14 protein-coding genes and 1 other annotated feature are annotated in these 12011 nt (G+C 49.0%); of the genes, 6 read left to right on the top strand and 8 right to left on the bottom strand.

Going from position 1 to position 12011, the window contains the following annotated elements; translation table 11 throughout:
* Nucleotides 1–3: 3 nt before the first annotated feature.
* The 4 genes from thrC to sodC all read right to left on the bottom strand — a co-directional run bounded on the left by thrC (nucleotide 4) and on the right by sodC (nucleotide 5591).
* Nucleotides 4–1278: a threonine synthase gene (thrC, locus tag ASUC_RS04155; protein ID WP_012072551.1), complete on the bottom strand. Its 1275-nt coding sequence runs from the start codon at nucleotides 1276–1278 to the stop codon at nucleotides 4–6.
* Between the two features lie 91 nt (nucleotides 1279–1369).
* Nucleotides 1370–2317 carry a homoserine kinase gene (gene thrB / locus ASUC_RS04150; protein WP_012072550.1) on the bottom strand — a complete coding sequence of 316 codons (948 nt, stop codon included), beginning with the start codon at nucleotides 2315–2317 and terminating at the stop codon, nucleotides 1370–1372.
* Nucleotides 2317–4773 carry a bifunctional aspartate kinase/homoserine dehydrogenase I gene (gene thrA / locus ASUC_RS04145; protein ID WP_012072549.1) on the bottom strand — a complete coding sequence of 819 codons (2457 nt, stop codon included), beginning with the start codon at nucleotides 4771–4773 and terminating at the stop codon, nucleotides 2317–2319. Before thrA ends, thrB begins: the two co-directional genes overlap by 1 nt.
* Before the next feature lie 45 nt (nucleotides 4774–4818).
* Nucleotides 4819–4937 (bottom strand) — a sequence feature (Thr leader region).
* A gap of 87 nt (nucleotides 4938–5024) precedes the next feature.
* Nucleotides 5025–5591 (bottom strand): superoxide dismutase family protein, encoded by a 567-nt coding sequence (gene sodC / locus ASUC_RS04140; protein WP_012072548.1) that lies wholly within the window; start codon nucleotides 5589–5591, stop codon nucleotides 5025–5027.
* 126 nt (nucleotides 5592–5717) lie between these two features.
* On the opposite strand from sodC, the gene ASUC_RS04135 reads away from it, so the two are divergent.
* Nucleotides 5718–6416 carry a YggS family pyridoxal phosphate-dependent enzyme gene (locus tag ASUC_RS04135; protein ID WP_012072547.1) on the top strand — a complete coding sequence of 233 codons (699 nt, stop codon included), beginning with the start codon at nucleotides 5718–5720 and terminating at the stop codon, nucleotides 6414–6416.
* Between the two features lie 6 nt (nucleotides 6417–6422).
* Here ASUC_RS04135 and ASUC_RS04130 read toward each other — a convergent pair whose 3' ends face one another.
* Complete coding sequence (locus ASUC_RS04130) at nucleotides 6423–6833, bottom strand: Cd(II)/Pb(II)-responsive transcriptional regulator (protein ID WP_012072546.1); 411 nt, start codon at nucleotides 6831–6833, stop codon at nucleotides 6423–6425.
* A gap of 118 nt (nucleotides 6834–6951) precedes the next feature.
* Here ASUC_RS04130 and ASUC_RS04125 point away from each other — a divergent pair, with 118 nt between their 5' ends.
* From ASUC_RS04125 to ASUC_RS04105, 5 genes are read left to right on the top strand one after another with little or no spacing between them, the layout of a single operon-like run.
* Nucleotides 6952–7656 (top strand): DUF4198 domain-containing protein, encoded by a 705-nt coding sequence (locus tag ASUC_RS04125; protein ID WP_012072545.1) that lies wholly within the window; start codon nucleotides 6952–6954, stop codon nucleotides 7654–7656.
* Nucleotides 7656–8162, top strand: a complete 507-nt coding sequence (locus ASUC_RS04120) for a hypothetical protein (RefSeq protein WP_012072544.1) — start codon at nucleotides 7656–7658, stop codon at nucleotides 8160–8162. Before ASUC_RS04125 ends, ASUC_RS04120 begins: the two co-directional genes overlap by 1 nt.
* The gene (cbiM, locus tag ASUC_RS04115) at nucleotides 8162–8773 is read left to right on the top strand and encodes a cobalt transporter CbiM (RefSeq protein ID WP_012072543.1); all 612 of its coding nucleotides are present in this window, start codon (nucleotides 8162–8164) and stop codon (nucleotides 8771–8773) included. The genes ASUC_RS04120 and cbiM overlap by 1 nt, the downstream gene beginning before the upstream one ends.
* The gene (locus tag ASUC_RS04110; RefSeq protein ID WP_012072542.1) at nucleotides 8770–9477 is read left to right on the top strand and encodes an energy-coupling factor transporter transmembrane component T family protein; all 708 of its coding nucleotides are present in this window, start codon (nucleotides 8770–8772) and stop codon (nucleotides 9475–9477) included. Before cbiM ends, ASUC_RS04110 begins: the two co-directional genes overlap by 4 nt.
* Nucleotides 9464–10102 (top strand): energy-coupling factor ABC transporter ATP-binding protein, encoded by a 639-nt coding sequence (locus ASUC_RS04105; protein WP_012072541.1) that lies wholly within the window; start codon nucleotides 9464–9466, stop codon nucleotides 10100–10102. The genes ASUC_RS04110 and ASUC_RS04105 overlap by 14 nt, the downstream gene beginning before the upstream one ends.
* 37 nt (nucleotides 10103–10139) lie before the next feature.
* Here the strand turns inward: ASUC_RS04105 and murA are convergent, their stop codons facing one another.
* Genes murA through ASUC_RS04090 form a run of 3 tightly spaced genes read right to left on the bottom strand, consistent with a single transcriptional unit; the run spans nucleotide 10140 to nucleotide 11992 of the window.
* The gene (gene murA / locus ASUC_RS04100; RefSeq protein ID WP_012072540.1) at nucleotides 10140–11402 is read right to left on the bottom strand and encodes a UDP-N-acetylglucosamine 1-carboxyvinyltransferase; all 1263 of its coding nucleotides are present in this window, start codon (nucleotides 11400–11402) and stop codon (nucleotides 10140–10142) included.
* Between the two features lie 12 nt (nucleotides 11403–11414).
* Entirely contained in the window at nucleotides 11415–11672 is a 258-nt protein-coding gene (locus ASUC_RS04095) for a BolA family protein (protein WP_012072539.1), read from the bottom strand.
* Nucleotides 11673–11692: 20 nt separating this feature from the next.
* On the bottom strand, nucleotides 11693–11992 hold the full coding sequence (locus tag ASUC_RS04090) for an STAS domain-containing protein (protein WP_245822045.1): 300 nt from the start codon (nucleotides 11990–11992) through the stop codon (nucleotides 11693–11695).
* Between the last annotated feature and the right edge of the window lie 19 nt (nucleotides 11993–12011).

The following is a 12011-nucleotide window of genomic DNA, read 5'->3' as shown; positions in this document are numbered from 1 at the left end:
TGATTATTTCAGCAGATATGCGCGCAATGCGGCGAAATCCGGCTCCATTTCATCGGAAAGCAACGGTAATTTATTGTGTTTGTCCAAGGCTTCCGGTAACGGCAATTCGATATTCAGAATGCGTTCGACGCTTTCTTTGAATTTCGCCGGATGGGCGGTACATAAAAAAATACCCGTTTCACCCGCCTGAAGTTGATCTTTCAAGGCTTGATAAGCAATGGCGCCGTGCGGTTCGCACAGATAACCTTCCGCATATTCCGCTTTTAAGGCGGCTTCCGTTTCCGCATCGTTCAAGCCGGCGGAAGCCAACTCTTTCAAATTCCAACCGTTGCGCTTGAACAATTCTTCCACACGCGGCCAATTGTTGGGACGGCTGACGTCCATAGCGTTGGACAGAGTGGCGACCGTTGCATGGGGTTCCCACTTACCGTCGGCTAAATAACGCGGCACGGTGTCGTTGGCATTGGTAGAGGCGATAAAACGCTTAATCGGCAGCCCTAAAGTTTTCGCAATTAAACCGGCGGTTAAGTTGCCGAAATTACCGCTTGGCACGGACACTACGATGTCTTTGCGTTTTTCTTTCGGTAATTGAGCGACCGCTTCAAAATAATAACAAATTTGCGCCAATAAACGGCTGATGTTAATAGAATTGGCGGAATTCAAACCGATTGCTTGCCGTAACGCTTCGTCGTCAAAGGCTTGTTTCACTAATGCCTGACAGGCGTCGAAATCCGAATTCACGGCAACGGTACGAATATTCCCGCCGAGCGTGCAGAATAATTTTTCCTGTAACGGGCTGATTTTGCCTTTCGGATACAAAATCACTACGTTAATATTTTCCAATCCGTAGAAAGCATGCGCGACCGCCGCGCCGGTATCGCCCGAAGTCGCCGTCAAAATAGTAATTTTACCGTCGCCGCGCACCGTGGCTAAAGCCTGCGCCATAAAGCGAGCGCCGAAATCTTTGAACGCCAGTGTCGGTCCGTGGAATAATTCCAAAGCGTAAATATTTTCATTCACTTTCGCCAGCGGTGCCGGGAAAGTAAAAGCATTCTTCACCATGGCGTTTAATTTTTCCGTCGGGATTTCGTCACCGATAACGGCGCCTAAAATTTTCTGACTGCGTTCCACCAACGGGAGATCCAATAAAGCGTCAACGTTGTCTAATTGCGGAATCACTTCGGGAAAAAACAAGCCCTGGTCTTTGCCCAGCCCCTGACGCACCGCTTGGGCGAAATTCACGCGTTCTTCAGGGTGTTTGATGTTGTATAGATTCATGTGTATATCCAAATTCTCGTTCAAATCCGACCGCACTTTACACCAATTCGAGGAATTGCACAAAAAGTGCGGTCAATTTTTTCATCGTTTTTTAACCTAATGTGCGCGCACCTTGATTATCCACCTTGCAAATATGTACGAAGCCTTCGTTATTTTGCAGGTAATGATCTTCCAGATATTTTGCTACTTTAGTTGCCGTTTGCAAATCCGGCGCGATGGCGAACATAGTCGGACCGGAACCGGAAATGCCGCATGCCAGGGCGCCGAGATCCCGTGTCGCCTGTTTCACTTCGGCGAAATTCGGCAACAACGCGGCGCGGTACGGTTCGGCAATGACATCCTGCATCATCATAGCGGCCAAGGCTTCCTGACGGGTATGACAGGCGTGCACGAAACTGCCCAGATGGCGACCGTGATCGATTACATCTTTGCGGGTATAACTTTTCGGCAGAATGGCGCGCGCTTCGGCGGTGGACACTTCAATGCCCGGATACGCCAACACCCAATACCAATTGTCAAAAAACGGCAAAGTCTGACTGATATTACCGAGACTTTCCACCATTAACTGCAAACCGCCCAAATAACAGGGCGCCACGTTATCGTAATGAATGGAATCGGAAATTCGTCCTTCCAGCTCGCCCATCATTTCCAGCAATTCCATTTTGGAAAAAGGCTCGTCGTGGAATTGATTTAACGCCACTAATGCCGCCACGATGGAACAGGCACTGGAACCCAAACCCGAACCGATAGGCATATTTTTTTCCAGCGTCAGGCGTAACGGTTTGACATTTACGCCGCGTAATTTCAACCGTTCGCTGAATAATACGTATGCCTGATATACGATATTTTTTTGCGGTTCTTTCGGCAATTTGCGTACGAAATACCCGACACTTTCCAATTCAAAACCGCCGGCGATTTCGTCGATTTGCACCACATCGCCCAATAGTGAACCGTCGATAGGCGAAATCGCTGCGCCCAGGGTATCGAAGCCGACACTGACATTGGCGCTGGACGCCGGAGCATAAATTCGTAACGACATCATACGCCTCCGTGTAATGTACGCAGAATATCGGCAAAAACGCCGGCGGCGGTAACGTCGGTACCCGCTCCGTAACCGCGCAATAACAGCGGAATCGGACTGTAATAACGGGTTAAGAAGGCTAAAGCGTTTTCACCGTCTTTTACTTTATAGAGAGGGTGATTTTCGTCCACCGCTTCAATGGCGACGCGACATTTAGAGCCGTTGATGGAGCCGACATAACGCAACACTTTACCTTCTTTTTTCGCCGCCTGCACCCGTTTGTCGAATTGCGCATCCAAATCAGGCAAAACGGTTAAAAACTCATCGCGACTCATACCGTCGGAGAAACCGTCCGGCAATACGCCTTCCACCTCAATATCGTCGAACTCAAGCGGCAAACCGGTTTCGCGCGCCAGAATCAACAGCTTGCGCGCCACATCGGCGCCGGACAGGTCGTCACGCGGATCCGGTTCGGTAAAGCCTTTTTCTTTCGCCAATAAAGTGGCTTGCGAAAGGGTTAATCCTTCTTCCAGTTTACCGAAAATAAAGGAAAGGGAACCCGATAAAATACCTTCGAATTTTTCCACTTCATCGCCGGCGGCAAGCAGGTTTTGCAGATTCTCAATCACCGGCAAACCTGCCCCCACATTGGTTTCATATAGGAATTTATGTCGCCCCTGACGCGCCGCTTCACGCAATTCCTGATAATAAGCGTAACTGGAGGTATTGGCTTTTTTGTTCGGCGTAACCACATGGAAACCTTCGCGCAACGCACGGGCGTACAGATTCGATACGGATTGCGCCGAAGTGCAGTCTACAAATACCGGATTGACTACATGGTGCAGTTTGATAAAGGATAATAAGACATCGAAATCCGACGGCTGAATAGCGTTCTGTAAATCGTTTTTCCAATTATCCAAATCCAATCCGTTTTCATCCAACAGCATTTTATTTACATTCGCTAAGGCGCAAACACGGATTTCAATATCTTTTTTGGCTAAAAACGCTTTTTGTTGTTTGATCTGCTCGATCAGTTCGCCGCCTACTCCGCCAACACCAACGAGGAAGACGTCAATGGACTTTTTATTGCCGAACAATCCCTGATGCGTGGCTTTTACCGCTTCAATGGCTTTATTCATCGGTACCACGGCGGAAATGGAACGTTCGGAAGACCCCTGGGCAATCGCTACAATACTGATATTGGCTTGTGCCAGGGAAGAGAAGAAACGCGCCGCAATACCTTTAGCGGTACGCATACCGTCGCCCACCACGGAAACGATGGATAAATCTTTGATAATATCCACCGGATCGAGATCACCGGATTGCAATTCCTGAGCAAACTCCGTATTCAGGACGTTCAGCGCGTTGTCCGCCAGTTTCGCCGGTACGCAGAAACTGATACTGTATTCCGAGGAAGACTGGGTAATTAAAATCACGGAAATTCCGGCTTTCGACATAGTTGAGAATACGCGCGCCGCCATGCCCACCATACCCTGCATGCCCGGGCCGGATACATTAAACATCGCGACATTATCCAAATTGGTAATGCCTTTCACCTGCAAACCTTCGGAAGCATTTTCATCACTGTCGATAACCGAACCCGGCGCCTCCGGATTGGCGGTATTTTTAATCAGGCAAGGAATGTTACTTTGCACCAACGGACCGATAGTGCGCGGATGAATCACTTTCGCGCCGAAATAAGACAATTCCATGGCTTCGCGATAAGACAAATGCGGCAGTAAACGGGCATCCGGTACCAGGCGCGGATCACAGGTAAAGACACCGTCCACATCCGTCCAGATTTCACAGGCATCGGCTTTTAAACAAGCGGCCAGGCAGGCGGCGGAATAATCGGAACCGTTGCGTCCCAACAGTACTAATTCGCCGTTTTCGTTACCGGCGGTAAATCCCGCCATTAATATTACGTTCTGTTTCGGAATGGACGCCGCATCCACCCGCTTGGCGGATTCCGCAAGATCTACGGAAGATTCCAAATAAGTACCGTGCGCCAGTAATTTTTCCACCGGATTAATCACCGTCACCTCATAACCGTTGGCTTCGAACCAGGCTTTCATCATGGCAATGGATAATTTCTCACCGCGACAATCAATGGTGGCTTTCAACGCATCTTCCACTTTTCCGGCAGCCCGGATTTGCTCCAATAACGTACCGATTCGGCTAAATTCCTGATCAATCAAAGCTTGCGTACCGGCAAGGTCGAAATTGTTATTTTCAGCATGCAATCCTTTAATGATGGTATAAAAGATATTAACGGCTTCGTCAAAATGGGAATCGGTAGGTTGGTTCAGGCTCGCTTTTTCGGACAGGGCGACAAGGTGGTTGGTGATTTTCGCGGGCGCCGAAAGCACGCCGGCGGCCTGTTCTTCCAAATGGGCTTTTTCGATTAACCGGGCGGCCTGTAAAAACCGTTCGGGGTTCGCCAGAGATGTGCCGCCAAATTTGAGTACACGCATAGGTTTTCCTTCTTATATGTTGTGATTTGTCAATTTTAGTTCCGCTGCAAAAAAGCCCGCACTTTTCAGGTTGCGGGCTTAATTGAATATCTTTCGTTCGCACTACCCCGCCATTATAAAGGTCATAATGGTGGTAATCGTCATCATGGTAAAAGTGCGGTCGGATTTCATGGTGTTTTTTCCGTTAAAAACGAATGTAGTTAGAAATACCTAAAAAGACGTTGTTTGTCAAATAGAAATTACGTTACAACCTATTTAATTACACCACAAGCCATTCTGGCACCGCCGCCGCCCAACGGCTGCGGATGATCGGAATGATTGTCGCCGCCGGCATGAATCATTAAAGAACGACCTTTGATTTCGGTTAATGTTTTCAAACGCGGCGCCAGAACCGGATTAAATGCATTACCGTCCGCATCCGCATAAAGTGCCGGCAAATCGCCTAAGTGAGCGTCGTCAGCCCAAGGATAACCGTGTCCTTCCGCTTTGTTCGGATCCCAGTGACCGCCCGCCGCCAAGCCGGCCGTCAGTTTACCGTCTTTTTCTTTCGGCTCGCAACTCGGATTTTCATGAATATGAAAACCGTGTAATCCTGCGGAAAGTCCCTTCAATTCCGGCGTAAAGACCAATCCGTAAGGCGATTCGGTGATCACTACTTTCCCCACGGACTGATCGCCTTTCACCGGATCCAATAATTGCACATCAACGGTTAAATTCTCGACGGATGGCGCCGTATGTTGATGTCCGTTTTCCGCCGCATTCGACGCAGCGGAAATGCCTAATGTTGCTAAACCTAATGCTAATAATGTTTTTCGCATAATTTCACCTACTAGAAAAAAACGAATTAAGTTAAAATAGGCTTCGCGACCTATTGAATCGGAAGCGATTTCAATATAAAGACTATTCGAAAAATATGCAATGAAAACTGTTTGGGCGGAGAAAAAATGACGATTCGGCAAAATCTTGAACACATTCACCAACAAATCGGACAAGCCTGTCTGGCGGCCGGACGCGATAAAAGTGCGGTCAAATTATTAGCGGTTTCCAAAACCAAACCGGTAACGGATATTCAGGCGGCTATCGACGCAGGACAACGGGCGTTCGGTGAAAATTACGTTCAGGAAGGTGTGGAGAAAATTCAGTTTTTCGCGCACAAATATCCGGAATTGGAATGGCATTTTATCGGCCCGCTGCAATCCAACAAAACCCGCTTGGTGGCGGAGTATTTCGACTGGATGCAGACGCTGGATCGCGCTAAAATCGCCGACCGTCTGAACGACCAGCGCCCGGCGGACAAAGCGCCGTTGAATGTGCTGATTCAAATCAACATCAGCGACGAGAGCAGTAAATCCGGCATTCAGCCGCAAGAAATGGCGGCGTTGGCAAAACATATCGAAAACCGACCGCACTTATGCCTGCGCGGATTAATGGCGATTCCCGCCCCTACCGACGATATTGCCGAACAGGAAAAAGCCTTAACTGCCATGAAAAAACTGTTCGAACAGTTACAGACGCTTTGCCCGAACCGGCCAATCGACACCCTTTCCATGGGCATGACGAACGATATGGCAAGCGCCGTCAAATGCGGTTCCACCATGGTGCGTATCGGCACGGCAATTTTCGGCGCGCGCAATTACGCATAACCGGCGTTATTTCACGCCTACAAAGCGCACTTTGCCGTGCTGTAGCAGCGTATTCATTAAATCCGCTTCCTGCGCGGCATTATTCACTTTGCCTTTCAGCGCGATTAACTGCAACCGCAGGTGATCGAGTTCGTGAATACGTTTCACTACGTCGCGGATGTGACGATCCAGCAACTCGCTCATTTCCGTTTTGGCGGCAGGCGCATTTTTCAATTCCAGCAACTGTTTGATCTCATGCAGGGAAATACCCAGCGAACGGCAATAGCAGATAAATGTCAGCCGTTCCAAATGTTCGTCGTTATACAGGCGGAAATTGCCCGGCGTCCGTTGCGGCGGCGGTAGCAATCCCTGCTTTTCGTAAAACCGTACGGCTTCCACCGAACATCCCGCAACCTGTGCCAATTTGCCGATTTTCATTTTTTATTCCTTAACATGATCTACCTCAAAAAAGCAGTATTTACGCCTTGACCCTGAAGTTACTTCATATTTTACACTATGCGCCGATTAAATATGAAGCCGTATTGGGAGTGTTCACATGAAAAAAACCGTATTTATTTTGACCGCACTTTTCGCCTTTCCCGCTCTGGCACACAACGTTTGGCTGGAAAAAGTACCGCAGCAGAACAGCGATTACGTATTGAAGTTCGGCCACGAAACCACGGAAACCTACCCGGAATCCAAAGTCAAATCCGTGCAGGCGATCAACGCCGACGGTAAACAAGGCAAGGTAGATTTAAGTTTTCATCCCGGGCAGGACGGCAAAGGCGAGACCCACATTAAAGCGGATAATGCCGCGATTGTTTATGTACAGTTCGACAACGGTATTTGGTCGAAACTGCCAAACGGTAAATTCGTGGAAAAAAGCAAGAAAGACGTACCCGATGCGGAATTTTCGCTGAATCCGATGAAATTCGGCAAAGCCGTTTTAAGCTGGAACGAACAGGCGACAAAACCGCATAACATGCGTTATGAACTGGTTCCGCAAGCCAAACCCGTGGCGGGCAAACCGCTGGCGATTTTAGTCTTGCACAACGGCAATCCCGTCGCCGGTATTCCGGTGGGAGCAGGCGAAGACCAACAAAACAATTTGAGCGATGAAAACGGCATTGCCTTGTTCACTCCAAGCCCGGGCACCAATAAAGTCCGGGCGGAATTCAACGAAAAAGCCACGGATAATCCCGATTATAGCGACCGCAGTATCGAATATATGCTGACTTTTGACACGGACGACAACAAATAATGAAAATCCGACGGATTTTGACCGCGCTTTTATTGGGCTTTAACGCCTCGGTTTACGCTCACGGTTTAGCCGTTTTCGCCCAATATGACGGCGAGGCGGTTACGGGCAAAGCCTATTATTCCGATCAAACGCCGGCGGCGGAAACCTACGTGGAAGCGGTTCGTGTCGGTGAAGCGGAACCGGCGGTCTACGGCAAAACGGATAAGCGGGGCGCCTTCCGTTTACCGATTCGTGAAAATGCCGACTTCATCGTCAATATTGAAGGAATGGAAGGACATAAAGCCAGTGCCAAAGCGAATCCTATTACGGATACGACCGGCGTTCGGGAAAGTACGGTCGATTCTTGTGCCGTATCCAATGAAGCGGTTCTTGCCTTACGGGAAGACATCAACCGCTTGAAAGATAAACTGTATTTCCATGATATTCTCGGCGGCGTCGGCTATATTTTCGGTATTGCGGGCGTGGTGGCGTGGTGGCGGTCGCGTAAACCAAAAGGAAATAACTAATGCATATTTCCGAAGGCATTCTGCACAGTCAAACGCTGATTATCGGAGCGGTAGCGGCGGTTATCGGCGTCAGCGTCGGTTTGCGTAAAACCGATTACCGACGGTTACCGCTGACCGCCCTATTCGCCGCGGCATTTTTTGTCGCCGGCACCATTCATGTGCCGGTAGGAATCGGTTCCGTACATTTAATTCTGAACGGTATGGCGGGATTATTTCTCGGTTGGGCGGTATTTCCCGCTTTTCTGATCGCCTTATTGCTGCAAGTGGTGTTCTTTTCTTTCGGCGGTTTCGCCGTGCTCGGAGTGAATCTGTGCGTCATGGCGTTACCGGCCGTCCTCGTTCATGCTTTGCTGGGACGCTGTTTGCGGCATGCTTTAAGCCGTACTGAATTCATCGTTTTAGGCGTATCCGCCGGCACTATCGGAGTCGGCGCCGCCGCGCTGCTTGCCTCGCTGATTTTGGCGTTCGACGGCGGCAAAACTTATTATGAGCTCATCAGTCTGCTGATTATCTCGCACATTCCGGTCTTTTTTATCGACGGCATCATCAGTGCGGGCGTTTTGTTGGCATTGAACAAAATGTCGCCCGAACTGTTACGGACGACGCCATGAAACAGGCAATTTTTCAACCGCACTTTCGCCTTATTATCACGTTTGTTTTAGGCTTAATCATCAGCGCCCTGCACAATCCGCAATGGCTGCTTGGTTTACTTTGTCTCACGGCGGGCGTACTGGCGATGGTCTTGATAAGGCAAAACAAACCGCTGCAGTTTTACCTTCGGCGCGCCATATTATTCAATCTGTTCACTCTGCTGATTTGGTTAACCCTCAGCTGGCGAATTACGTTAAACGGCATGGCATGGAATCCGGCAGGCGTGCATACGGCGCTGCTTATTACGTTACGTATGAACCTGATTTTATGCACAATTTGGCTGTGTTTACTGAATATAACCGACAGCATTCTGGTTCAGGCGGTGAGCAAACTGCCGTTGCCGGATAAACTGATTCAACTGTTTATTCTGACCGTCCGTTATATTTCACTAGTCGGCGAATTAAACCGACAAATGACGCAAGCCATGAAAGCGCGCGGATTTCAGCCGAAATTTAACCGCCGCACTTTTTCCGTCACTGTACAACGGGTGGCGTTATTACTGATTCGGGCTATGGTGCAAGTGGAAAAAAGCGAAATGGCGTTAAAAGCACGCGGATTCCGCTTTGCTTCCCGCTCATCATTATTGGATAAACCTTGGTGGAAAACAGTGGAAATTTCCACCGCACTTTTACTTGCTATCGGGATTTATTATGCTCAGCGTTAGTCATCTTTCCGTTCGACGGGGTAATCAATGGATTATCCGGGATCTCAGTTTTCGGCTTGAAGGGGGGCACCGCCTGTTTTTACAGGGCGAGATCGGTACGGGGAAAAGCACTTTACTGCAAACACTGCTCGGTTTTATCCCCGCCCAACAAGGCGAAATCCGTTTATTTGATACGCCGTGTCGAACGGAAAACGACTTTCAGCCCTTTCGCGGACGGGTGGGTTTTTGTTTTCAGAATCCGGATGATCAATTATTCGGTCCCACCGTGTTGGATGATGTGGCATTCGGCCCGCTTAACCAAGGACTAACCGAGCCGGACGCCTATGCCGTTGCGTTACGGCAACTGGAAAAGCTCGATATGGATTATCTGCGACATCGCGCCGTTAACGTGCTGTCCGGCGGCGAGAAAAATTTCGTGGCATTGGCGGGCGTATTGGCGATGCAGCCGGAAATACTGTTGTTAGACGAACCTACCAACGGTTTAGATAGCAAAAATACCGGAAAACTGACCGCACTTTTACGCGGTTTAAAGTTGCCGATGTTGATCGCTTCCCACGATGCCGCTTTCACGAAACAACTGGCGGATTCGGTACTTTGGCTGCAAAAACCGGAAAACGGCGCATAAAAAAGGCGGAACCCGCCCGCCCCGCTCTGATTTTCAATTATTCGGAAAAACGTTCGATTCGAGCGCCTAATCCGCGCAATTTATCTTCGATATGTTCATAACCGCGATCAATATGATAAATACGATCCACCACGGTTTCACCGCTTGCAATACAACCCGCTAACACCAAGCTGATTGACGCCCGTAAATCCGTTGCCATCACCTGTGCACCGGATAAGCTTTCTACACCGTGAATAATCGCCGTATTACCTTCGATTTCTCCTTTTGCTCCCATGCGGATTAATTCCGGCACGTGCATAAAACGGTTTTCGAAAATCGTTTCGGTGATTTTACTGGTTCCCTCGGCGACGACGTTTAATAACGTGAATTGCGCCTGCATATCCGTCGGGAACCCCGGATGCGGCATAGTGCGGATATTGACCGCTTTCGGACGCTGCCCTAAGGAATCCAGAGTAATGGTGTTTTCCGTCACGTCCACCTGCATACCGGCTTCACGCAATTTTTCAATTACCGCGTCAAGCGTATCCGCTTTAGTGTTATGACAAGTAATACGACCGCCGGAAATCGCCGCAGCGATTAAGAACGTTCCGGTTTCGATACGATCCGGCACAATGCTGTGCTCACAACCGGCTAACCGGCTTACACCTTCAATACTGATGGTATCGGTACCCGCGCCTGAAATTTTTGCGCCCATTTTATTCAAAAAATCCGCAGTATCGACAATTTCGGGTTCGCGGGCGGCATTTTCAATAGTCGTGACGCCTTCAGCCAAGGTTGCCGCCATAATCAGCGACAATGTCGCGCCGACGCTGACTTTATCCATATAAATACGGGTGCCGGTCAGACGACCGTTCACCGTCGCTTTCACATAACCTTCATCCAGTTCAATGGCGGCACCCATTTTTTCCAATCCGGAAATATGCATATCCACGGGGCGGGCACCGATGGTACAACCGCCCGGTAAAGACACTTGCCCTTCACGAAAACGGGTCAGTAACGGTGCTAATGCCCAGATTGAGGCCCGCATGGTTTTTACCAGTTCATAAGGCGCTACGTAGCGATCGATTCGAGAGGCGTCAATCAAGACGGTTTGCTCATCGGTGCGTTCAACGACAACGCCCAGTTTTCGTAAAATTTCGAATGTGGTGTCCACGTCTTTTAATTCGGGAACATTGGTTAATTTAACGGGTTCTTCCGCTAAAATAGTGGCAAAAAGAATAGGCAGGGCGGCATTTTTCGCCCCGGAAATCTGCACGTCGCCGCTTAATGTCGATTGCCCGTAAACACGGAATTTTTCCATTTTCGCCACCTCTTAATTTAATACGTTCAGAACGCGGTCGCGCGCCCATTTTGCTTTATCGTAGGTTTTAATGGTTAACGCATGAATTTCACCGGTTTCAAAGTGCGGCATCAGCGGCGCATAAATCGTTTGCTGTTGTTTGATACGCGATAGTTTTGCGATATCGTCATTGACGACGATGACACTGAAATGCGCATCTTCGCCTTGCGCATAAACTTCATCAAGATTGAGGGATTCTTTTAAAATACGTTCGATTTCTTGCGGTTCCATTCCAGAATTCCGTTGTAAGGTTAGTGAGTTTGAAGAAAATCCCGCAACCACTGATCTAAATCGAACAGTTCGGCGAGAGTCAGTAACTGTGAAGGAGCGTGTTCAATCGTCAGGCCTTTATCCCGCTCCTGAACTTTGCGCACGTGATGAATAAGTTCACAAAGCAGCGCAAACCCCGCACTGTCAATTCGAGTAATATTCGATAAATCGAAGATTACGTTTTGGCCGGCGATTTGCTTGTCCGATAAAACGGCAAAACGCTGTCGCCATAAGGGCAACAACGTATCGCGCGAAAGCTCTCCAATCAATTGGAGGGTCATTCTATCATCATTTTGCACT

The organism is Actinobacillus succinogenes 130Z, assembly GCF_000017245.1.
GTDB lineage: Bacteria > Pseudomonadota > Gammaproteobacteria > Enterobacterales > Pasteurellaceae > Exercitatus > Exercitatus succinogenes.
Note: the sequence above shows the minus strand (reverse complement) of the source record. Positions and strands in the feature narration are given on the sequence as shown.